This is a genomic window from Halomonas sp. GFAJ-1 (assembly GCA_002966495.1).
Taxonomy (GTDB): Bacteria; Pseudomonadota; Gammaproteobacteria; order Pseudomonadales; family Halomonadaceae; genus Vreelandella.
Genome location: CP016490.1, coordinates 3,368,393 through 3,391,484, shown reverse-complemented (window position 1 = coordinate 3,391,484; position 23,092 = coordinate 3,368,393). Strand labels below are relative to the sequence as shown.

At 55.0% G+C, this 23,092-nt stretch carries 22 protein-coding genes; 17 read left to right on the top strand and 5 right to left on the bottom strand.

What is annotated here, in order from left to right:
• The first annotated feature begins 6 nt into the window (after positions 1-6).
• The 3 genes from BB497_15285 (at position 7) to glyA (ending at position 4,719) form a co-directional block, all read left to right on the top strand.
• The gene (locus BB497_15285) at positions 7-714 is read left to right on the top strand and encodes an ABC transporter ATP-binding protein (GenBank protein AVI64374.1); all 708 of its coding nucleotides are present in this window, start codon (positions 7-9) and stop codon (positions 712-714) included.
• Entirely contained in the window at positions 707-3,271 is a 2,565-nt protein-coding gene (locus BB497_15280) for an ABC transporter permease (protein ID AVI63974.1), read from the top strand. Before BB497_15285 ends, BB497_15280 begins: the two co-directional genes overlap by 8 nt.
• A gap of 182 nt (positions 3,272-3,453) precedes the next feature.
• Positions 3,454-4,719, top strand: coding sequence for a serine hydroxymethyltransferase (gene glyA, locus BB497_15275; protein ID AVI63973.1), 1,266 nt, complete (start codon positions 3,454-3,456; stop codon positions 4,717-4,719).
• Positions 4,720-4,848: 129 nt separating this feature from the next.
• On the opposite strand, the gene BB497_15270 is transcribed toward glyA, so the two are convergent.
• Both BB497_15270 and BB497_15265 read right to left on the bottom strand, forming a co-directional pair.
• Complete coding sequence (locus BB497_15270) at positions 4,849-5,469, bottom strand: hypothetical protein (protein ID AVI63972.1); 621 nt, start codon at positions 5,467-5,469, stop codon at positions 4,849-4,851.
• Positions 5,470-5,509: 40 nt separating this feature from the next.
• Positions 5,510-6,247 carry a hypothetical protein gene (locus BB497_15265; protein AVI63971.1) on the bottom strand — a complete coding sequence of 246 codons (738 nt, stop codon included), beginning with the start codon at positions 6,245-6,247 and terminating at the stop codon, positions 5,510-5,512.
• A 103-nt stretch (positions 6,248-6,350) separates the two neighbouring features.
• On the opposite strand from BB497_15265, the gene BB497_15260 reads away from it, so the two are divergent.
• From BB497_15260 to BB497_15210, 11 genes are all read left to right on the top strand, one after another.
• The gene (locus BB497_15260; protein AVI63970.1) at positions 6,351-7,364 is read left to right on the top strand and encodes a flagellar motor protein MotB; all 1,014 of its coding nucleotides are present in this window, start codon (positions 6,351-6,353) and stop codon (positions 7,362-7,364) included.
• Between the two features lie 508 nt (positions 7,365-7,872).
• Positions 7,873-8,817 carry a mannosyl-3-phosphoglycerate phosphatase gene (locus BB497_15255; protein AVI63969.1) on the top strand — a complete coding sequence of 315 codons (945 nt, stop codon included), beginning with the start codon at positions 7,873-7,875 and terminating at the stop codon, positions 8,815-8,817.
• 49 nt (positions 8,818-8,866) lie between these two features.
• Positions 8,867-10,087 (top strand): glycosyl transferase, encoded by a 1,221-nt coding sequence (locus BB497_15250; GenBank protein AVI63968.1) that lies wholly within the window; start codon positions 8,867-8,869, stop codon positions 10,085-10,087.
• Between the two features lie 220 nt (positions 10,088-10,307).
• Positions 10,308-11,174, top strand: coding sequence for an MBL fold metallo-hydrolase (locus tag BB497_15245; protein AVI63967.1), 867 nt, complete (start codon positions 10,308-10,310; stop codon positions 11,172-11,174).
• 30 nt (positions 11,175-11,204) lie between these two features.
• Positions 11,205-11,396, top strand: coding sequence for a hypothetical protein (locus tag BB497_15240; protein AVI63966.1), 192 nt, complete (start codon positions 11,205-11,207; stop codon positions 11,394-11,396).
• 65 nt (positions 11,397-11,461) lie between these two features.
• On the top strand, positions 11,462-11,923 hold the full coding sequence (locus BB497_15235) for a hypothetical protein (protein ID AVI63965.1): 462 nt from the start codon (positions 11,462-11,464) through the stop codon (positions 11,921-11,923).
• Positions 11,920-12,348 (top strand): hypothetical protein, encoded by a 429-nt coding sequence (locus BB497_15230; protein AVI63964.1) that lies wholly within the window; start codon positions 11,920-11,922, stop codon positions 12,346-12,348. Before BB497_15235 ends, BB497_15230 begins: the two co-directional genes overlap by 4 nt.
• Positions 12,349-12,575: 227 nt before the next feature.
• Positions 12,576-13,277, top strand: coding sequence for a DNA-binding response regulator (locus BB497_15225; GenBank protein AVI63963.1), 702 nt, complete (start codon positions 12,576-12,578; stop codon positions 13,275-13,277).
• Entirely contained in the window at positions 13,274-14,614 is a 1,341-nt protein-coding gene (locus BB497_15220; GenBank protein ID AVI63962.1) for a two-component sensor histidine kinase, read from the top strand. Before BB497_15225 ends, BB497_15220 begins: the two co-directional genes overlap by 4 nt.
• A gap of 36 nt (positions 14,615-14,650) precedes the next feature.
• On the top strand, positions 14,651-15,337 hold the full coding sequence (locus BB497_15215) for a cytochrome C (protein AVI63961.1): 687 nt from the start codon (positions 14,651-14,653) through the stop codon (positions 15,335-15,337).
• Positions 15,334-16,389, top strand: a complete 1,056-nt coding sequence (locus BB497_15210) for a cytochrome C (protein AVI63960.1) — start codon at positions 15,334-15,336, stop codon at positions 16,387-16,389. Before BB497_15215 ends, BB497_15210 begins: the two co-directional genes overlap by 4 nt.
• A gap of 80 nt (positions 16,390-16,469) precedes the next feature.
• Here the strand turns inward: BB497_15210 and BB497_15205 are convergent, their stop codons facing one another.
• The 3 genes from BB497_15205 to BB497_15195 form a co-directional block, all read right to left on the bottom strand.
• Positions 16,470-17,264, bottom strand: coding sequence for a thiol:disulfide interchange protein DsbG (locus BB497_15205; protein AVI63959.1), 795 nt, complete (start codon positions 17,262-17,264; stop codon positions 16,470-16,472).
• Positions 17,265-17,309: 45 nt separating this feature from the next.
• A complete protein-coding gene (locus tag BB497_15200) occupies positions 17,310-18,125 on the bottom strand; it encodes a thiol:disulfide interchange protein (protein ID AVI63958.1) in 816 nt (271 codons plus the stop codon).
• A gap of 153 nt (positions 18,126-18,278) precedes the next feature.
• Positions 18,279-20,042 carry an alpha-amylase gene (locus BB497_15195; protein AVI63957.1) on the bottom strand — a complete coding sequence of 588 codons (1,764 nt, stop codon included), beginning with the start codon at positions 20,040-20,042 and terminating at the stop codon, positions 18,279-18,281.
• Positions 20,043-20,180: 138 nt separating this feature from the next.
• Here BB497_15195 and BB497_15190 point away from each other — a divergent pair, with 138 nt between their 5' ends.
• The 3 genes from BB497_15190 (at position 20,181) to BB497_15180 (ending at position 23,090) form a co-directional block, all read left to right on the top strand.
• Positions 20,181-20,681 (top strand): transcriptional regulator NrdR, encoded by a 501-nt coding sequence (locus tag BB497_15190; protein AVI63956.1) that lies wholly within the window; start codon positions 20,181-20,183, stop codon positions 20,679-20,681.
• Positions 20,681-21,850, top strand: a complete 1,170-nt coding sequence (locus BB497_15185) for a riboflavin biosynthesis protein RibD (GenBank protein ID AVI63955.1) — start codon at positions 20,681-20,683, stop codon at positions 21,848-21,850. Before BB497_15190 ends, BB497_15185 begins: the two co-directional genes overlap by 1 nt.
• 73 nt (positions 21,851-21,923) lie before the next feature.
• Positions 21,924-23,090 carry a 3,4-dihydroxy-2-butanone-4-phosphate synthase gene (locus tag BB497_15180; protein ID AVI63954.1) on the top strand — a complete coding sequence of 389 codons (1,167 nt, stop codon included), beginning with the start codon at positions 21,924-21,926 and terminating at the stop codon, positions 23,088-23,090.
• Positions 23,091-23,092: the final 2 nt, after the last annotated feature.

The following is a 23,092-nucleotide window of genomic DNA, read 5'->3' as shown; positions in this document are numbered from 1 at the left end:
GTCGGGATGGGGACGCCTGTGCTGCTGGCTGAAAAGCTCTCAAAACAGGTAACCAGCGGTGAGCGCTCATTACATATCTTACACGACCTCTCTTTAAGCGTTGCCGCAGGGGAGAGCGTGGCCATTCTAGGTAAAAGTGGTGCCGGTAAGTCGACTCTTTTAGGGCTTTTAGCAGGCTTAGACACCCCCAGTGATGGTGAATTAACCCTGTTTGGGCAGCCTTTGAGCCGTTTGGATGAAGATGGCAGGGCAGCGCTACGTGCGGGGCGGGTAGGGTTTGTGTTTCAAAATTTCCAACTGCTGCCCACCTTGAGCGCGCTTGAAAACGTGCTATTGCCCCTAGAGCTATCTCCGCGAGCAGGTGGCGATGGTACTGCTTCTCACTGGCTTGAGCGGGTGGGGCTGGGGGAGCGCACAGGCCACCTACCCAAACAGCTCTCCGGCGGCGAGCAGCAGCGGGTGGCGATTGCTCGCGCCTTCGTGACCGACCCAGAGCTGGTATTTGCCGATGAGCCCACCGGCAACCTAGATCCTGACACCGGCGCACAAATTATTGACCTCCTATTCACGCTTAACCGCGAGGCGGGCACCACGCTGATGCTGGTGACCCATGACCACGCCCTTGCCCGCCGCTGCGACCGTTGCCTGCGCCTTGCAAATGGCAAGCTAGAACCCTTTGAGCCGGTATCTATCAATGGGGGTAGTAATGAGTGATATTAACTGGCGCCTGGCCGCCCGCAGTTTAAAGCGTGACCTGCGAGCATCCGACGTGCGGGCGCTGTTTATTGCACTTATGCTCGCGGTTGCGGCTTCCACCATGATTGCTTTTTTTCTCGACAGACTGGAGCGTGGTTTGGAGCGTCAGGCGGGCCAGATGCTGGGCGGCGATTTGGTGTTGGAACAGCGCGAGCCGTTTTCTGATGCGCTGCGCAGTACCTTAGAACAGGCAGGACTTGAGTTGAGCGATCAAGTCGAACTGGTCTCAATGATTAGTCGAGGCGAGCGTTTTCAGCCCGCTAGCCTGAAAGCGGTCGATGATGTTTACCCGCATTATGGCGAATCCCATGTTGATCTTGGCAGTGGCACGGAACAAATCGCCTCTGGCCCAGCGGCGGGGGAGGCATGGGCAGACCCAAGGCTTATCCAGCTGATTGAACTTGAGCTGGGCGACCGTGTGCAGGTGGGGCAAACCGAACTTACCATCAGCGGTATTATTGAGCGCGAAGCCGACCAATCGGGTGGCTTTGGCAACTTCAACCCTCGCTTAATGCTCAATACTGCCGACCTCGAGGCCACCGGCTTGGTACAGCCAGGCTCGCGTATTGAGTTTAGTTTGTTGGCAGCAGGGCCGCCTGCAGCGTTAGACCAAGTGCAGCCGCTACTGGCTGAGCTAAGAAGAGACGGTGTGGATGTGCGTGACGTGCGGGTAGACCGTCCTCAGTTAGGTAATGCCCTAGAGCGTGCCGAAAGCTACCTGGGGCTTGCCGGGTTAGCCGCTGTGCTGCTGGCGGGGGTGGCCGTCGCTATGTCCACCCGCCGCTATGTGGAGCGCCACCTGGATACGGCTGCACTATTGCGCTGTTTTGGTGCCAGCCAGTACCAACTGGTGACGATTTTTTCCCTACAGCTGCTGGGTTTAGCGCTGGCAGCATCGGTGGTAGGCGCGCTGCTTGGGCTGGTGGGGCAGGCGGTGCTTCTCTGGTTGCTCACCAGCTTTTTACCCATGACGCTGCCGCCCCCCGGCATCATGCCGCTTTGGCTGGGGATTTTTACTGCCTTAGCCGTGTTAGTGGGTTTTGCTGGGCCAACGCTACTGCGCATTAAGCAAGTGAGCGCACTGAAAGTACTGCGTCGCGAGCTGGACCCTTTACCACCGTCTGCATGGGTGGTGGTTGGGGCGGCCAGCCTGGTGTTTGGCGGCCTGCTATGGCTCTACTCGGGCAGTTTGCCGTTGGCGATTGCGCTGCTGATTGGCGGCGCTGCGCTGTTGGGCGTGCTGTGGTTATTGAGTTCACTGCTACTCAATGGCTTGCTAAAAGTCGTGCAGCGGCTGTCAGGGAAGCGTGTATGGTCACAGGCGTTTCGTTTGGGAGGGCGGCAGTTAGCGCGACGCAAGCAGGCGGGATTAGGGCAGCTGTTGGCCTTTTCGGTGACGTTCTTCGCCATGGCGATGATTGTGTTGGTGCGCGGCGATCTGCTGACTACCTGGCAAGACCAGTTGCCTGATGACACCCCCAACTACTTTGCTATCAACATACAGCCCGGCGAGCGCGACGCCTTTGAACAAGCCGTTGCGCCACGAGTAGACACCCAGAGCACACTTTACCCGATGGTGCGCGGGCGTATTACCGGCATTAATGGGCAATTGCCACGAGACGCTGTACCGCCAGATGCCAGGGGAGATAACTCTCTGCGCCGCGAGCTAAACCTCACTTGGCAAGCTGAAGTGCCCCAAGGTAACCAAGTCGTCGCCGGGCAGTGGTTTACACCGGAGGCTGAGCCCCAAGGCTTTATGGGTGAGGTAGACGCAACCCCCACTGAGAGCGGTGACATTACACCTATCTCCATGGAGGACGGGCTCGCTCAGCGGTTAGGGTTGGGTATTGGCGATGAGCTAACGTTCTCGGTGGGGGGCGATACCATTGCGACCCGTATCGAAAGCTTACGTAGCCTCAATTGGGATAGCTTTACGCCCAACTTCTTCATTATTTTCCCGCCGGGTGTGCTGGAGTCGTTTGGGCATAGTTATATCACCGCGTTTCACCTGCCCGATGCAGAGCAAGGGTTAGTTCGCCAGTTGGTAAGCGATTTTCCGGGCGTTTCGCTACTCAATGTAGATGCCATTTTAGGCCAGGTGCGCGAAGTACTAACGCAGGTTACTCGGGCAGTAGAACTGGTATTAGCCTTGGTGCTGCTAGCAGGCATTAGCGTGCTCTACGCAGCTCTGACGGCAAGTAGACCGGTACGTGCCCATGAAAGCGGCTTACTGCGCGTATTTGGGGCAGGCACCAAGATGATTTCCCGCGTGCAAGGCGCAGAGTATGCGCTACTTGGGTTTGCCAGTGGTTTGATGGGAGCAGCACTAGCGGAGCTAGCCACCGCCGCGCTGTACCTTTACTGGCTGGAGTTAACGCCACGCCTGCACTTGGGGCTTTGGTTTATATTGCCGCTAGGGGGCGCGCTGCTGATTGGTATTATCGGCCATGCGCTTTCTTATAGTTTAAGGCGCCAAGCCCCAGCCGCCAGCCTTGGGCTGTTGGGTGAGGCATAGCGAGGATGGACGCTTACCCGAATAGCGTGGCTGTCCACTTGGTCAGCCTTTGAAGGGTGCCAGCAACATGAAACATACTCATGCAACACCTGACGCGGATGCGATGAAAGTCGCGTCAGGCTGCGTTATGATAACGCCCTCGCTTCTCCCATGATGATCGTTTCGTTACGAGGTTCTCGCCGATGTTCAGCCGCGACATGACAATTGCCGGATTCGATGACGCGCTTTTTGATGCGATGCAAAAAGAAGTTGCACGCCAAGAAGCCCATATCGAACTGATTGCTTCTGAAAACTACGCTAGCCCCCGCGTACTGGAAGCCCAGGGTAGCCAGCTGACCAACAAATACGCCGAAGGCTACCCCGGCAAGCGCTACTATGGCGGCTGTGAATTCGTCGATATCGCCGAAAACCTCGCCATCGACTACGCCAAAGAGTTGTTTGGTGCGACCTACGTTAACGTCCAGCCCCACTCTGGTTCCCAGGCAAACAGCGCGGTGTTCCAAGCGCTGGTAACGCCGGGTGACACCATTTTGGGCATGAGCCTTGATGCGGGTGGTCACCTGACCCACGGTGCCAAGCCTAACTTCTCTGGTAAGCACTACAACGCGATTCAGTATGGCCTGAATGAGCAAGGTCTGATCGACTATGACCAAGTGGCTGCGCTTGCCCGTGAGCACAAGCCGAAAATGATCATCGCCGGTTTCTCAGCTTATTCACAAATTGTCGATTGGGCCAAATTCCGCGAAATTGCCGACGAAGTAGGCGCTTACTTACTGGTCGATATGGCCCACGTCTCTGGCTTGGTCGCGGCGGGTGTTTACCCAAGCCCGCTGCCCCATGCGCACGTGGTCACCTCGACAACCCACAAAACCCTGCGCGGCCCCCGCAGCGGTGTGATTCTGTCGGCGGAAAACAACGCTGACATCGAGAAAAAGCTCCAGTCAGCGGTATTCCCCGGTGGCCAGGGTGGCCCCTTGATGCACGTGATTGCGGCTAAAGCGATCTGCTTCAAAGAAGCCATGGAGCCAGGTTTCAAAACCTACCAGCAGCAGGTCGTTAAAAATGCCCAGGCAATGGCTAAGGTGTTCATCGACCGGGGTTACGACATCGTATCCGGTGGCACCGAAGACCACCTTTTCCTGCTCTCGCTCATCAAGCAGGGTGTGACCGGTAAAGATGCGGACGCCGCCTTAGGCCGTGCCCACATCACGGTGAATAAGAATGCCGTTCCTAACGACCCGCAAAGCCCGTTCGTAACCTCTGGCCTGCGTATCGGCACGCCCGCTGTCACTACCCGTGGTTTCGGTGAAGACGAATGTACCCAACTGGCTGGCTGGATCTGCGACATTCTGGATGTATTGGCGAAAGGTGAAGACACTAGCGGCGTAGAAGCCCAGGTGCTGGATAAAGTCGCTGCCGTCTGTGGTCGCTACCCGGTTTATAAATAACGTAGGTCGTCTATCAGGTGGTTGTGCCTGGTGGCCTTTAAAGAAAAGCGCTAGCCTAATGGGCTAGCGCTTTTTTTAGTTTATGACACCCAAGTTTACATCAGTATCCGTTACATAACTGCTCGCTGATTACCAGCCGCCTTGGCCTTCTAACAAGCTTCGTGTGTTGTTATTGAGGCGTACTCTGAAGTCGGCGCTACCCAGCACCATGGCATCACCCGTCCTAACTACCCGAGCACTGACGTAAAGGTAGTCTTGCCCTTGGGCATAGGTGCCCATCAAGATAGAGCGTGCATCGTGCTGGGCGCTTAACCGCTGTACTTGGCGGGATAAAATTAGCTCGCCTACGCTCTCTTCGATGAACATGCTGTCGCGCATTTTTACTTCGCGTACCTGCATGCCTTCCCGTGCTAAGGCAGAGGCCATAAGCTCAGAGCTAATACGGCCAAACGTTGAGGATTGGCTAAGATTGTCGATGCTGACAAACGTAGCCGCTATCATCGGGCTATAACGTGTTATATCTGGGTTGTTTGCTACCATTTGACTGGCCGCCGCGTGGGCTAGCTCGGAAAGGTCGGGCTCAGGCTCCGCCGGTTGGGTGTTTGTATTGCCAAAGGTGCCGCATCCTGCCAGCGTCAGCGCCATTAACACCAGGGGTAAAAAGCAGGTTTTACGCACTAAAGAGCGACAGTAAACAGTAAAAGATAAAAATGTAGCGTTACTAGAAAACACGGTGTTGCTAGAAGACATAGTGTTACTAGAAGACATAGCGTTACTAGAAGACATAGCGTTACCAGGTGTCAGTGATGGAAACAGTGGGCGTAGTAGGTGCTTGGGGCACGCGATGCGGGGCATAGTGGCGACGATCTCCCCCATTTATGTAATAAATGTTGGAAGATGAGTAAAGAATTCGATCGTCCTCAATTATTTGCGTGGTGACGATGATTTCCTCATTACCCGTATGCGTCCAGCTACCGGTTGTTGTGTCGGCCAGCATGGCGGCAGGAATTAATGCCAGAGCAGGTTCACTCCAGTTGCGGAGTGGAATAGTGGCGACCGCAATGCCGCTGGCAAGGGCTGTGTAAGTGCCAAAGGGCGGACGTATGTAACCGCGATCCCGGTGTTCAACGACTTCTACATCGATCTGAACCGTTGCGCCGCCTGAGCGAGGCTGGGTAGTGACGCTGCCTCCCCTAGAAACCAGTTCACTGGTTAGCAGGGTGCGGAAGCCGCGTTCAAATTCGCCACCGCTGTAGGCGCTGAGGTAGGCATGCTCTTCTGCCGGAATATGCAAATCCCTAAAGCGTACGCGTTCACTGCGTAAGATACCGGCAGCCTCATGCTTGGCCAGTACTTCCCAGTGCTGGGCAGCCTGCATCCGCTGCTGTTCTGTGTAAGGGTACGTCGTTGCAACCGGTGCCTGTGAGGTATTGGCATAAAAGCAACCACTTAGCATTAGGCTTGCGAGCCCGAGGCTAACAGGGCGTAAAAAACGAACGTTAGAGGATGAAATAAAACGAATACGCACCTGATAGTTCCTTCTCGCTACAAAACGGCTTTTGATAGACTAGTTTGCCACGCTTAGCTTATATCGGCCATGAGGTTAAAAACTTGAATGAGTAATTGCTCCCATGCTTGAAGATCACCGCGCTGGGCCGCGTCATGATTCGCTGCTGACTGCTTATTCAGATGATGAGAGCAATAGCGGGTGGATGATTAGCTATATCGATATTATGACGCTCTTAGTGGCGCTTTTTGTGATTATTATTGCCGCCGCCGGGGTCACAAGCCCAACGTGGAAGCCCCAAGAAGCAGAGCCAGAGACCCGTTATAATGTCTTGTCCACGCTCGACATCCCTTTGCCTATAGAGCTTGCCAGCGTGCGTAAGCAGCGTGAGGGGTATTTTTTGCCTCCCACTATCCCCGGTGAGCTAAGCCAGATGGCTATAAGTGCCGCGTTAGGTGTGGCTGGGTTACCCCAGCGCCGTCCAATCGTAAGCGTCCCGCCGTTATTGGCACGGGTGGAGGAGGAACCATCTACCCCTGAAGCGCTCACTTTCGATGTAGTGCTGCCACGACCGCTGCTGCCGACCAGTGAACGTCAGTTGGTGTCGCCGCTGGCTGACTACATGGTGCTGCTGACTGACCGTCCACCTGTCAATGTGCAAGAGGTGGAGGATGAAGCTGTCGATAGCACTTTGGCGCTGGATGAAACGCTGCTAGAGCGTGTTGAAGCATCACCTTACCTACCCAACCTTGAGGGGGTTGAGGTATCACGGGTTGCCGAAGGCATTAGCCTGCGCGTGCAGGATCAGTTGCTGTTCCCATCAGCGGCGGCTGACCTTTCAGAGGGTGGCTCTTCGCTTGTCAGTAGTTTGATGGAAACAATTCAGCGCTACGAGGGCGAGGTGTGGGTAGAAGGGCACTCAGATAGTCAGTCGATTAACACCCCCGAGTTTTCATCCAACTGGGCACTCTCCAGCGCACGCGCTATTGCCATTGTTGAAGCACTTGAAGCGGCAGGCGTAGAACCGCAGCGTTTGCGCGCCGTAGGGCTGGCGGCTACTCGACCACTAGAAGATAACAGCACTGAGGAGGGGCGAGCGCGCAATCGGCGCGTTGAGGTGGTTATTCACGTTGAGTAACTGAGATTGAGTCGTTGCAAGCCGTGTACAACAGTGATGTTTGCAGAAGTCGCGATTGAGAAAACCAACATCGCAAAAAAAAGCCCGCCGGGGGAGGCGGGCATTAAAGGGCTTGGCTCACTGCAGCTCACTGGCATCAGGTGAGGGGGTGTACAAGACTGCCAGTGAGTACAATGTCAGTATAGCTATTTGAGGGGATTTTCCAAGGGTTTGTGCAAATATTTTAGCCCTGTGCTCGTAATGGATGACTCGTTCAGTCCAGGGCGCCCCTGGTCAGCGCTCTGCTTCACTGATTTTTTTGCACTTTTTGGGTGCGTATCCTTTGCTCTTTTTTGGTGCTAAAAATAATCACGCGTCATTTATGTTCATATCTCTTTGTTATCGTTAGTCTATTTTTCTTTGGCATATAACCTGCTTGTTTGCTTATCTGTGTATGAAGACGACGTGTTGAGTAAGGTCTTAATACAAAAGTGTACAAACGCTTTTAAGATGGTCAATAGGTGATGCTATGTCTGAACATGCCAACGCTCTTCCAATATCGAAGGCATTGCCCCAACAAGTGGCAGCAAACGCGATTGATCCTGCTTTGCAGCCGCGCTTGGTGGTGACGGATCTTGATGGTTCGTTGCTTGATCACCATACCTACGATTTTGCCCCCGCAGCCCCCTGGCTCGCGCGCTTAAAAAAACTTGGCGTGCCGGTTATTCCTGTGACCAGTAAAACCCGGGCTGAGCTGATCCCGCTTCGCGAATCACTTGGCCTCACCGCGACACCTTTTGTTGCCGAAAACGGCGCCGTGATTGGTTTGCCGCCCGGTTGGTGCCATGCCCGTTTAGACCGTCCAGGCAGTGCCCGGGATGGGGTTGTTGTTAAACACACAGGGGTTGATGTGGGGTTTATTCGTGCTCGGCTAAAAATATGGCGCGAACGACTTGGACTTCGGTTTACCCGCATGGGAGAGCTGAACACCCCGCAAATTATGGAGCTCACCGGATTAGATGAGGCACGTGCAAAGGCTGCTCGGCAGCGAGAGGGGAGCGAGCCGCTCATTTGGCACGATGATGAAAAAGCGCTTGAGGCGTTTCGCCTTGCGCTAGCAGGGGATGGCCTTGAGCTGACCCAAGGAGGGCGTTTTTGGCACGTTATGGGGCGCGCCTCGGATAAAGGCAGTGCCGTAGAGTGGCTAATTAAGCGCTTTAGCGCCCTTAGGGGAAGCCCGCCTATTTCATTGGGGTTAGGCGATGGCCCTAACGATATCACCATGCTGGAAGCAGTGGACCAAGCAGTTGTCATCAAGGGGTGTCATGGGCTGGAGATAACGCCACGCAGTGCTGCTTTATACCGTACCGAGGCAACCGGGCCATTAGGTTGGGCTGAGGGGGTAGCCCATTGGTGGGGGCGAGACGACCGCCGTTTAGCGGCGGCGCCAACCTGTCATGCTGCCGTTATGTGAGCATATCTATGTCAACGCGTATGGCTAGTGAGCCAAGGAGACATACTGCATGAGTGATTTCCATCAAAATGGCGTGATTACCGATTTTCACAACTTAACGCGCCGTTCAGTTGACGCACTTGAGCAAGAGCTTTGCCAATTTGCCAAGCGGCGCCCCATGGGGTTGATCTTACCCTCGCTGTTTTCAGAGCTGGAGGGACCAGCGCTTTCTGCCATTGTCGATGAATTAGTTAAAGTGCCCTATCTCAATGAAGTGGTGATTGGTCTGGATCGCGCTGATCGCGACCAATTTTTATATGCCCGAGAGTTTTTTTCTCGCTTACCCCAGCATACTCGTATTTTATGGAACGACGGCCCTCGGTTAAAGGCGCTGGATGCCGAGTTGGAAAGCCATGGGCTAGGTGCGCTGGAGCCGGGTAAAGGGCGCAATGTATGGTACTGCGCAGGCTATATTCTCTCGTCTGGGCGTTCATCGGTGGTCGGTTTACATGACTGCGATATTCTCACCTACGAGCGTGGGTTATTGGCCCGCCTTATGTACCCCGTGGCTCATCCCCGGTTCAACTATAGTTTTTGTAAAGGCTATTACCCCCGCATTGCGGAGGGGAAGTTGAACGGACGTGTGTCACGGCTGATGGTAACGCCGCTCATACGCGCCCTTAAAACGGTGTGTGGGCCACTTCCCTACTTGGATTATTTGGATAGCTTTCGTTATCCGCTTTCCGGTGAGTTTGCGATGCGCAGTGAGGTACTGGAAGGCATACGTATACCGGCAGATTGGGGGCTGGAAATTGGTGTGCTTTCCGAGTTACAGCGCAACTACGCGCCAAGGCAGCTGTGCCAGGTCGATATTGCCGATGCCTATGATCACAAGCACCAGCCAGTGAGTGAAGACGACCCTAATGGTGGCCTGAATCGTATGAGCCTGGATATTGCCAAGGCGCTGTATCGCAAGCTCGCTACCCAAGGCGTGAGCTTTAGCAGCGAGGATTTCCGTACGCTAAAAGCGACCTATTACCGCTATGCCTTAGACCTTATTGAAGCTTACGACCACGATGCCACCATGAACGGGCTCAGCTTGGACCGCCATTGCGAAGAGCAGGCAGTAGAGCTGTTTGCCAGCAACCTTTTAGAAGCAGGTAACCTGTTTTTGGATAACCCACGCGAGCGTCCGTTTATCCCCAGCTGGAACCGAGTTCAAGCCGCTGTGCCCGATTTGCTGGCCCGCATGCATGACGCGGTGGAGCTAGATAACCAAGGAAAGGTGTAGCCCAATCGCTTTTTTGAACCCTGCTCCTGGCAGGGTTTTTTTATGCTTGTCTTTGTCTCGTGCCTTAAATGCTGCCAATACTGGCTTGGTTGAATGCTGTATCGGTTTAATAATCTCTTTAATAAATGGCTTTAAATTCCATAAGGGTATAAACATATAACCATATATGGTTTATAGTGGGTGCATAGTAACGCTAAAAGCCACCTAGTGGAGGCACTGTATGCAACGCCCAATCGTCACCCCTTTTTTCGATGAGCCCACCAATACGTTTAGCTACGTGGTGCAAGACCCCGATAGCCATGCCTGCGCTATTGTCGATTCAGTACTGGATTTTGATTATGCCGCTGGGCAAACGGATGTGCGCTCCGCTAATGCAATTATTAGCTTTATTCGTGATAACGACTTAACCGTGGAATGGATTCTGGAAACCCACGTACATGCAGACCATCTTTCCGCGGCGCCTTATTTACATCAGCAGCTAGGCGGCAAAACCGGTATTGGCGCCCATATCGTCGACGTACAGGAAATTTTTGGTAAGGCGTTTAATGCGGGAACCGAATTTGCTCGGGATGGCAGCCAGTTTGATGCGCTGTTCAATGAAGATGACACTTTTACGATTGGTAAACTGCAAGGGCGTGTAGTGCACACCCCTGGGCATACGCCTGCTTGTCTAACGTATGTCGTCGGCGATGCTGCCTTTGTGGGCGATACGCTTTTTATGCCGGATTACGGCACCGCGCGGTGTGACTTTCCTGGTGGAGATGCCCGCACGTTATACCGTTCAATACAAAAAGTGCTGGCCCTACCAGAGCAAACGCGGCTGTTTTTGTGTCACGACTATAAAGCCCCAGGGCGTGAGACTTACCAACATGAAACCAGCGTGGCGGAGCAGCGCACCGCTAACGTCCACGTGCACGAAGGTATTAGCGAAGATGAGTTTGTGAAAATGCGCTCCGAGCGCGACGCCACGCTGGGCATGCCAAAGCTAATTATACCGTCGGTGCAGGTCAATATGCGGGCCGGGGAGATGCCTCCCGCTGAAGATAATGGACAAGTGTATCTAAAAGTACCGATTAATCGTTTTTAGCCGATTTTTATCTAAATTAAGGAGCACCGTATGAAAACTAACGTAGGTGGTATCGATAAAGTAGCGCGCATTGTGGTGGGGGCGGTGCTGATTGGGTTGGCGTTGACCGGAACAATAGGTGCCTGGGGGTGGGTAGGGATTGTGCCTTTGGCAACCGGCCTTTTTAACTTTTGCCCGCTTTACCCGCTGCTGGGTATTTCAACGTGTAAAACCAAGCGTTAAAACGATCACTAGCCTCGTACGCTAGTTGAGTAAACAACGTTACAAGCACTTTTCAGGAGCACACCGTGGACTGGATAGCGAGTCTGCAAGGATTGGTGGGGGGCGTATTGATCGGGCTCTCTGCTGTGTGGCTAATGGGGTCACTTGGGCGCATTGCTGGCATTAGCGGCATTGTTGGCACGTTAATTACTCAGCGCCCCAAGGGGGATAGCGCCTGGCGGCTAGCATTTCTGGCGGGGGTGGTAAGTGGCCCGTTAGTCGTGATGGCATTAGGCGGTGGGTTGGGCAATGTGGCGGATGCCCCCGGTGCGGTCATTGGCGAGCCAGCGGGCGGTATACTGTTAATGCTGCTGGCTGGGCTGTTAGTAGGGCTAGGAACCGGCATTGGCAGCGGCTGTACCAGCGGGCACGGCGTATGCGGTTTAGCGCGCTTGGCGCCGCGCTCGATGGCGGCGACGGCAATGTTTCTAGTCGCCGCTATTGTGACCGTGTACGTGGTACGCCACGTGTTAGGAGGCAGTGCATGAGCCGTCTTAGTCATTCAAACACGCTTAAAACAGCGGCTGGCTATCTGGCAGGCCTGCTGTTTGGTCTTGGGCTGGCGGTTTCGGGAATGACCGACCCAGCACGGGTATTGGGCTTTTTGGACATCGCGGGCGCCTGGGACCCTACCCTAATGTTTGTGTTAGGCGGTGCGGTAGTCACGACTTTCATCGGCTATCGGCTTGTTTATGCCCGAGGAACTCCGCTGTTTGGTAGCGGCTTCCAGCTACCTAGTAAGCAGGATTTAGACGCTAAGCTGTTAGGCGGCGCGGCGCTATTTGGTATTGGTTGGGGGCTTTCTGGCTACTGCCCTGGTCCGGCTATTGCCTCTGTTGGTGGCTTATCGTTACCGCTGTTAGCCATGTTAGTGGCGATGGTGGTGGGATGGTTCTTGGCTAAACGAGTTTAGCGCACTGCTTTAACTTACCCCAGCTTACCCCGCTTGCTTGATGACGACTATCACCCTTGCTGAGATCAGCAGGGGTGTTTTTGTTGATAGGGAGAGATTGATAGAGGCGAGATGGAGAGAGGCGAGATGGAGAGAGGGAGCTAATTGGACGATGGACATTGCTTGGATGCTTAACGCTAGGTTAATGCGCGTTTGCCATGCTGGACAGACTATAGAAGGAAACCGCTATGCACGTCTTACTCATTGAAGATGACCCGCTGGTGGCCTCGGGGATTCGCTCAGGCTTGATGATGTACGATTTTGTCGTCGATCACGTCTCCTCAATTAAGGCTGCGCGGCAAGCCATGCAGTCAGTGGCGAGCGATGTGGTGATACTCGACCGCGGGTTGCCTGATGGGGATGGCTTACAACTACTTCAGTCATGGCGTGAGCAAGGAATCGCCACGCCGGTACTGATGCTAACCGCCCGAGACGCGGTTCGTGACCGAGTGGATGGGCTTCAATGCGGTGCTGACGACTATCTGATAAAGCCGTTTGATCTTGATGAGCTGGTAGCGCGCTTACATGCGCTGCTGCGTCGCGTGTCGGGCCGTAGCCAGGGGCTTACGGTGCATGGGGCGCTGACCTTAGACCCAGCGTCACGAGAGGTAAACGTTGCTGGGCACTTAGTGGCGTTGTCACGGCGCGAGCTGGTGCTATTGGAAGCGTTTTTACACGCGCCGCGCAGCGTGCTGTCGGCGGATCAGTTGAAGGATAGCCTGTACGGCTTAAATGACGAAGTAGAGAGTAATGCGCTAAATGTGCATATCCACCATCTTCGCCGCAAGCTCGGCAGCGGGGTGATCGAGACGGTACGTGGCCTAGGGTACCGGCTTGGTAAGCCCGAAGCAGTGCATTTGCCTGGCACACCCTACAAAGGTCAGCAATGAGCTTGCGTGCCCGCCTACTGCTAACGCTAGGCTTAACCCTGGTGGTGTTATGGGGTGTGGCAGCGGCGTGGTTACTAAATGACCTAGAAAAAAAGTTTGTAGAAACCCTTGATCAGCGCTTAGCCCAGTCGGCGCGCATGGTCGCTGGGCTAGTGCTTCAGCTACCCGAAGAGGTATGGGCCCAGAGCGCAACAGCGGCGCTCTCAATTCCCCCGATTGAAGGCTTGGCCTGTCAGGTTCATTCGCCACAAGGCAACATCATTGCTCGCACCCATGCCAACCTTGAAGCGGTACTCTCCCCGGGTGCTAGGGGGCACACCTACCGCCAAGAGGGCGATACCACCTGGCGCGTGTTTACCTATGAGCGTGGTGATTTGGTGATCACCACCGCCGACCGTATGGATGAGCGCGATAAGTTGCTTAGCGATGTCGTTCGCGTGGCCGTGGTGCCTTTTATTGTCGCGCTGATCGGCAGCTTTATCGCCCTGTGGGTGGGGGTATGGCGTGGATTGTTGCCTTTAGCGCGTCTGCGAGCGGCATTGGCTAGCCGCCATCCTGAAGCGTTAGCGCCAGTGTCTACTTATGGCGTGCCTAAAGAGATCAAACCGCTTATTGAGACCCTCAATGGGTTGCTGATCCGCGTGCAGCACACGCTCGTTCGTGAGCAGCGCTTCACGAACGACGCCGCCCATGAACTGCGTACCCCGCTAACGGCGATTAAAACTCACCTGCAAGTCGCCCAGCGTGCCCAAGGGGCCGCGGCTGAAGCGTCGCTGCACCATGCCGAAGCAGGAGTTGTGCGGCTAGCACATACCCTAGATCAGTTACTCACATTGGCCCGGGTGGAAGGACGAATGCGCTTTGACGATGGCGAGCCGAGTCAGGTGGCAGAAATTGTTGAGTATGCGATAGCCGACAGCGTGGCGGCGCCGGGGCAGTGCCTGTCGCCAGAGACGCTTCCCAATGTATGCCTTGCTATGCCCAGAGAACTTGCGATCACAGCGCTGCGAAACTTGCTGGATAACTCGCTGCATCACGGCCCACGTGGCGCTGCGGTCTCCTTGGGTGTGCAGTGCGTGGATGGCCAAGCGACCTTCAGTGTGCATGACCAAGGCCCCGGGGTAGATGAGGCAACGCTGAAGCAGCTCACCCAGCGTTTTTGGCGAGCCAGCAAGCAGCAGGGAAGTGGCTTAGGGCTTGCCATTGTGGAAGCCATTGCTGAGCGCTTTGGCGGCAGTGTGGCGTTTGAAAATGCTGAAGCAGGCGGTTTTAGCGCGCACTTAACGGTGCCTACGGTAACGCTAAACACGCAGAAAGATGGAAGGCGAGACCCTTAATAAAAGAGTGATAACGACCAAGCGATCGGGGGAGACATGAATAAAAAACAGTGGGGCAAGGTGAGTGTGCTGATCAGCGCTTGCCTAGCAGCAGGGGCTGCGTTTGCCGAGGTACAAGAGGGCGATGCGCAGCGTGGCCAGGCCGCAGCGGCAACCTGTACCGCATGCCACCAGGCAAATGGTGGTGGCATGAATATTCCCGGCGGTGAGTCCTGGCCACGTTTGGCAGGATTAGATGCGGGCTATATCGTCAAGCAGCTGCACGATTTTAAAGAGGGGCGCCGACAAAACGCCTCGATGATGCCGTTTGCCAGTATGCTCAGTGACGAGCAGATTGCCGATGTGGCGGCTTACTACAGCCAAATGCCCATTACGCCTGCCCAGGGTGGCGAGAGCGCTAGCGAAGCGGTGCTAGCCCGTGGCCAGCAATTGGCCGAGCGCGGCGATTGGGATGCGTATATCGTGTCGTGTAAAAGTTGCCATGGCCCAGGGGGAAATGGCGCAGGAAGTGATTTTCCAGCTATTACCAGCCAGCATGCGGGTTACCTCAGTAGTCAGCTGCTTGCTTGGAAAAATGATGAGCGCAGCAACGACCCGCAAAACTTAATGGGCGCCATTGCCAAGCGCATGAGCGAGGAGGATATCCAGGCCGTATCCGCATGGTACGCCACGCAAACGGTCAGTGAGCAACCGGTTAATTCAGCAGGGGAGGCAGCGCAATGATGTTTCATAAAAAGCGTCTCGTGTTAGCGCTAGTCGGTAGTTCGTTAGCGACAGGGTTAGTCATTAACGCCTTTGCTGATAGTGGTGCCACCCAGGCAGATGAAGCGCCTTACCAAGGTTTGGTTGAGCTTGGCTTTCCAGCCCCTCAAGAAGGGGAGCTTGTGCATGTGCCGCCTACCATGGAAGACCTTGACGCGGCAGATATTCACCCCGAGCTGAAAAAAGTCATTCGCTACGGCTACGAGCTATTTACCGATACCCAGCAGCTGCGTGATGAGTATGTTTATAACGACATGAACTGCTCTAGCTGCCACTTAGGTGAGGGTCGCCAGCCATTTAGTGCCCCCGTGTGGGCCGCAGCCATCACCTTGCCGGATTTTCGAGGTAAAAATCAGCACGTCAACAACCTTGAAGAGCGTATTGCAGGCTGCTTTGCTTACTCGATGAATGGCACACCGCCTGAATACGGTAGTGATGAGATGCTGGCCCTAAGTGCTTACCACCAGTGGTTAGCGAAAGGGGCGCCCATGTACCCCAGCCAGCCAATTTATGGGCGCGGTTTCCCTGCGCCGGATGAGCCGGAACAGGAGCCCAATTACGCCCGGGGCGAAGCGGCCTATCAGGAGCAGTGTGCCATTTGCCACCGCGACGATGGTTCGGGGCATTATGAGAACGGTGAGTACGTATTCCCCGCGCCGTGGGGCGATGGCTCGAACAACTGGGGCGCAGGCTTGGTGCGGGTCGATACGGCCGCAGGCTTTATCTACAACAATATGCCGCTTGGGCAGCCTCGCTCGCTTAATGAGCAAGACGCATGGGACATCGCGTACTACATGAGCAGCCAAGAGCGGCCCCAAGACCCGCGCTATACGGGCGATGTGGCCGAAACATTAGAGCGCTTTGGCCCCACCTTCCATAATCGCTCGCTCTATGGGCAAACCCGCGAGCACGACGGCCATGTACTGGGCGATCACGCGAATATGGGTGAGAAAGGCAACATTATCCCTTGGAATGTAGGTATGCCTCGCTTTGAGCAGCTTTCTGAGGAGTAAACCGTCAAGCACAGTGATAATCCTAGTAACATGCATCGTAAGTAGGGGCAGCCAAGTGGTTGCCCCTACTTGTTCATCTGTTAGGGTGCTTCGCTGCCCATCATCTCAATCAGGCGTTCTTCGCTAGGCATTCCTTGAATGCGGTCAATACGAATGCTGCCGCTCTCTGTTTCGCGCTGAAAAGCGCTGGTAGGCGTGGCGTACAAGCCTAGCTCTTCAAACAGCTGATTATTGGCATAGACCTGTTCTTCAATATCTCGCGGCTGAGCGCTGGCGCTGACGCGCGTACCTTTACTGTGCGCATTAAGCGCGGCGCTGGGGTCGTCTGCGCCTAGCATTGTGGCCGCTAATGCAGGGCTGTTGGTGGCTAAAATGCCGACCATAATATGGCGCAGTTGGACTTTACCTGCCTCTACCCACGGGCGTGCTTGCTCCCAAAGCTGATGGCAGTATGGGCAGTTGGCATCTGTAAACGTGTAAATAATGCGTGGTGCTGCGGTGTCGCCATCCTGTATCCAGTGGCTCTCTTCCAGCAGTTGCCACGTTTCAGCTTCCAAAGGAACACGGACGTGCTCATCAAGCTGTGCTTCGGTGAGGTCGTTACCGTCGCTATCCATTAACGTACCCACAATCGCGTGCTCACCATCGGGTGTTAAGTAGATCGCCATGTCCTGGCCCTGTACGCTGGCGCCATAGCCTCGTATTCCGCCGGGTGCCTCGAACTGACCGTGAATCGTTAACCCCTGATTGCTCAACGCCTGAACCGGCGCGGGAAGGTCTTCGGCATAGCTTAGCGGGGCAGCGCCAAGACCCGCTAACATCACAAAGCGGCCTAGGGAGGGAAGCCTTAAATGGGAAAGAGTAAAACGTTGCATAACCGTATCCTTAATTAATGTTCAGCATCGTGGCGCTGAAAAACGCTATCTTAAACGCTCTAACCCTTGTTCTAGGGTGGCGCGGGAAAGCTCACCGAAGTGGGTGTTCACCAGTTGGCCTTCGGCATTGTAGTAAAGCGTGGTGGGCATGGCATTGGCGCCAGTAGCTTGACCCAGAGCATTGGCTGGATCTTGCCAAACATTTTCCAACGAAAACGCATATTGGTTCATAAATGACGCTATTTGCTGGGCGCTTTCCCCTTGGTTTACGAACACAAAGGTAATGTCCTGTTCAGCTTGTTGGGCTTGCTCAAACACGGGCATTTCACGGATACAGGGAGGGCACCAACTTGCCCAGAGATTCACCACCATTGGCTGCTGTTCTTGCTGTGCAAAGTGGGGAAGACTGGTCGTGATGCCTTCCTGAGTGGTTAAAGCAATGTCAGGTAAAGGACGGGACTGCTGCTCAATCAGGGTCGACCCTCCGGCAATTAGGCCCCAGGTGAGACCGCCCACCATTAACGCGCCGCTAAGCGGGATGCGTTGACGGGGGGAGCGCCACAGCGCCCAGCCCGCGTAGCCTAGCGCAGCAACGAGCCCTCCCAAAATATCAAAGCCACCGTCGCGAATGTCCAGGCGGGCTAGAAGACTGTCGTACTCTCCCCAATAGCGAATAACAAAAACGCCCCGTGCGGCAATAATCGCGACAAACAGCACGGTAAATAGCGTATCGCTCACTGCGACGCGGTGTCGCTGGCCGATGAGTGCCCCCGCCAGAAGCGCGAGCAAAAAGGCTAACCCAATGACGAGTTGATGAAGGCTAAACCCCATAGGGCCAATCGCAATGCTTTGCTGCAGCATAATTAACTACAATCCTTAGTAATGATCCGTGCCACAGTGTGTCACTGCGTGATTATTTGGCGATTATGTTTTTCTGCACTGAGACGTTATGCCGCAATGCAAGCTTGAAGATTTCTATCCAAGTGCTGGTTTTGTTTTATCAATTGGCCTTGGTCAGTTAATAGCCACCAGCCAGCGTACCGCATAAGGGGATAAAGCGGCTTTTTCCTCTCCTTGGCTATTGGGATTCAAGTCTTGCCAATCATGTAGGCTGAGCGCTTGGTTAACCGCTTCACCCGCGCGCTCTAGTGGAAGCTGTGTGTCGGTAACATTGAAGAGTGCTAGCAAACGACGGCCGTCGCTAAGCGGGCCACGCTCAACCACTAATAAGTCAGGCGGGCTTGGCAGTACACGCTGAGCAGCATGCGGATGGAAGCAGGGCTCGCTGCGGCGCAGTTCCAGCAAGTGGTTAAGCGTATTGAAAACTTTATGGGTGGGTGTAGAGGGGTTTTCAAGCAGCAGTGCCAGCTCATCACGCTTCCAGCGCCGCCGATTAATTGAGCGAAGACGCCCGCTGCGTTCCACGCCTTCTACGTCATTCAGTGTGCCGGTCAGCGTATGCAGGTAGAGCGCGGGAATGCCCTGTAGGCTCAGCATAATGGCTTGGCTGCATATGAAACGGGCAATTTGCCATGGGTCTGGCCCCCGCCGCGTGCCACGCATGGCTTCAAACCAAGTAATGTTAATTTCATAGGGGGTATCGCTGCCGTCGGGGTTGCTGCGCATGCTGACGAAGCCGCCAAAGCGGTGCATTAGTTCTAATAGGGCATCCCGCTCATGGTCAGGCAGCAGACCTTCCAGCGGGCGTACGCCAATACCGTCATGGCTGGCAGTAAAGTTTAAGTAGGTGCACTGCTTGGGCAGCACTGGCAGGTTGGCGAGCCAGTGTTGGAGAGTGGATGCTTCACCTCGGGTTAATGTGTGCAACAGCAGTGGCGGCAGGGCGAACTGATACACCATATGGGCTTCGTCGGGTGCCCCCTCGGGCAAACGCTCTAAGCCAAAATAGCTGATATTTTCTGCATGAGGCACGTTGGTTTCGGTAATCAGCAGGGTGCCGGGGGCTATTTCGTCCACAATGGCTCGCAACAGGCGCACTACCGTATGGGTTTCCGGTAGGTGAATGCAGGACGTGCCCAGACGCTTCCATAAAAACGCCACTGCATCTAAGCGAATAATGCGCACGCCTTGCTGAAGATAAAAAAGCAGGATACCGACAAACTCGAGTAATACATCGGGATTCTCAAAATTTAAGTCGATTTGATCTTCCGAGAAGGTTGCCCACAGGTGGCGGGTTCCCCGCCGCGTAGAAACGGGCACTAAAAGCGGGCTGCTGCGTGGACGTGTCACTTGGGTAACGTCGGTTTCCGGGTCTACTTCAATAAAGTAGTCCCGCCCGGGTAGGCTGCCAGCTAAGTAGTCCACAAACCAGAGCGATTCTCGTGAAACATGGTTAAGCACCAAATCTGCCATCAGGTCATAGTGGCTGGCCAGCTCGCGAATATGTGTCCAGTCGCCCAGCGTTGGCTCTACTTCCCGGTAATGGATCACTGAGAAGCCGTCATCGCTGCTCCAGGGGAAAAAGGGCAGCACGTGCACCCCGCTAATCCGATCGCCCAGATAGCGCTGGAGAAATTCACTTAGCACCGCAAGGGGAGGGGCGTCTTCAGCGACAATTGTGTCGCCGTAACTGATCACCCACTGGTCTTTCTCGCTCCATGTTGGTGCGTCGGGGGCGGCTGTTGCTGTCTGCAGCGCCGCTGGTAGCCTAGGTCGAAAATGCGCAAGATGCTGCTCTAAGCGCCGCTGAACCTCGCCTGCTCGCGGGCCGTAAAGGTGCGTTAAATAGTGATGTACCGTCTGCTCGAAAGGGGTCATGCGGGCGCTCTCCTAAACAACGTGCGACAAACGCTGCAGCTTGTGTGCCAAATCGTTACAATGCTAGGTTAACGCCGCGTTGAATAAATATGCTTTTTTGTGCTGTTAGCTGCACGTACTGATAATAGGTTGACTGCCATGCATTGCCCTTTTTGTGGTGCTAATGATACTCGAGTGTCCGATTCTCGGCTGGTAGCAGAGGGTGACCAGGTGCGTCGGCGTCGCCAGTGTGCCAGCTGCCATGAGCGCTTTACGACGTATGAAACCGCCGAGCTCATCATGCCCCGGGTGGTTAAGTCGGACGGATCTCGGGAGAGCTTTAACGAAGCCAAATTACGGGCAGGAATGCTGCGCGCGCTGGAAAAACGTCCCGTAAGTGCCGAAGCGATTGAGGCCGCGGTTGAGCGTATTCGTCAATCGCTGCGCGCCAAGGGGGACCGAGAAGTTAACGCCCGAGAGATTGGCGAGGCTGTTATGCAGGCGTTAAGCAATTTAGACCAAGTTGCCTATATTCGTTTTGCCTCGGTGTACCGTAAATTCCAGGATTTAGACGAATTTCGCGCTGAAATAGACCGGCTTTCCCAGGAGCCTGATCAAGAGCGATCGGTGGCCACACCCAATAATGGCGGAAAACAGTAATGGGCGCTGAGCCACGCCACGCTGCGTTCTCCCTACAAGATCATAAGTACATGGCGCGGGCGCTTCAGCTCGCCAAGCAAGGGCTTTATACCACCGACCCAAACCCCCGCGTGGGCTGCGTTATCGTCCGCTATGATGAAAGCGATGAGGGGCGAGTAGTGGGTGAAGGCTTTCACATCAGTGCCGGCGGCCCTCACGCTGAAATACACGCACTAAACGCAGCGGCTGGCTTAGCCCGCGGGGCAACCGCATACGTTACGCTGGAACCCTGCTCCCATACCGGCCGCACTGGGCCATGCGCGGTGGCGTTGGCAGAGGCCAAGGTCTCCCGTGTGGTTGTCGCGATGGTCGATCCCAATCCACAGGTAAGTGGGCAAGGTATTAAGCGGCTACAAGCCGATGGGGTAACAGTTGATGTAGGCCTTTTGGAAGCGGATGCACGGGCGCTAAACCCTGGTTTTATTTCCCGTATGCAACATAAGCGCCCCTTTGTGCGGCTTAAAATGGCGATGAGCCTTGATGGGCGTACGGCGATGGGGTCAGGTGAGTCCCAATGGATTACCGGCCCCGAAGCGCGTAGTCAGGTACAGCGGTTACGGGCGCGTTCCAGCGCTATTTTAAGTGGCGTTGAGTCGTTGATTATGGACGATTCACGGCTAACCTTGCGGGCCGACCAGCTGGCGCTGGCGAATGCCGATGAGGTGGTTAAACGCCAACCGCTGCGCGTTATTTTAGACTCCCGGCTCCGCTTGCCGCTGGCCGCCGCTTGCTTACGCGAGCCAGGACGCACGCTATTGATTACCACCGAGCAGCACAGTGAAGAGAAACGCCACAAACTAGAAGCGGCGGGCGCGGAAATAGTGGTGTTTCCTGCCGACCAAGGGGGGCGTATTGCCCTGGCTGACATGCTGCACTGGCTAGCCGATAATGAGCAGGTTAATGAGCTGCTGGTGGAAACAGGCGCAACGCTGGCTGGCGCGCTGTTAGATGCCAATTTAGTTAACGAACTGCAGTTATTTGTCGCCCCCACGCTGCTTGGTGGTGAAGCCAGGCCGCTGTTTGCCCTGCCGGGGTTAACCCGCATGGCAGACCAAAAGCGGCTGACGATTAAAGAGATGCGCGCGGTTGGGCGTGACTGGCACATTATTGCCGAACCTGATGCTGACTAGCGCAAGAATGCATAGCAAGGTACCCTGACGCGCGAAATCGCATGCAATGCGACCACTTTATTTTGGAGATTCCATGGCGCACTTCTCTTCTGAGGGGCTATCCCCTATCGCTGAGCTGGTGGAAGACATTCGCCAGGGCAAAATGGTGATTCTCATGGATGATGAGGATCGCGAAAACGAAGGTGATATCATCATGGCGGCCGAAAAAGTCCAGGCCGAGCATATCAACTTCATGGCGCGTTATGCGTGTGGCCTTATCTGCATGCCCATGACCCGCGAGCGTTGCGAGCAGCTTAATCTGCCGCTCATGGTGCGGGACAATGGTTCCGGTTTCGGGACTAAATTTACGCTCTCTATCGAGGCAACAGAAGGCGTTACAACGGGCATCTCTGCGGCAGATCGTGCTCGCACCGTGCAAGCGGCTGCAGCCCCCCACGCCAAGCCGACCGATATCGTACAGCCAGGACATATTTTTCCGCTGATGGCCGAGCCGGGTGGGGTTTTACGCCGCGCTGGTCATACTGAAGCGGCCTGTGATCTTGCGGCGTTGGCAGGCTGTGACCCCAGTGGGGTTATCTGCGAAATCATGAATGATGATGGCAGTATGGCGCGTCGCCCCGAGTTAGAAGTGTTTGCCAAGAAGCACGGTATTAAAATCGGCACGATTGCTGATTTAATTCACTACCGTATCGTCAATGAGCAAACCATTGACCTGATCGAAACCTCAAGCGTTAATACTGCCCACGGCAAGCTGGCGCTGCATGTATTCCGCGACCGTATACAAGGCGCACACCACTTAGCACTGGTGAAAGGGCAGCCCACCCCAGAGCAAGCTACCACGGTTCGCGTGCATTTGGCCGATACGCTGCGGGATGTGCTCGGCTTACTGAAGGGCGAGCAGTGCCGCTGGGACGCTCAGCGTGCGATTAGCGAAATTGCCCAGGCACCCGCTGGAGTGTTTGTTCTGATCGATGATGGACGCCCGCATCAGGATTTCAAAAATCAGCTGGATATTTTCCTCGACCGCGTGCGTCAACCGCGCACCAGCGATTCAGACGGTTCCGGCAACTACTTAACGATTGGTACCGGCTCGCAAATTCTGCGCCATTTGGGCGTGGGTAAAATGCGGCTACTTAGCTCCCCGTGGAAGTTCTCGGCCCTCTCCGGGTTTGATCTCGAAGTCGTCGAGCGCCTGGGGCCTAATGACACGGCGTATGAGCCAATTTCTCAGCAGGAATAAAT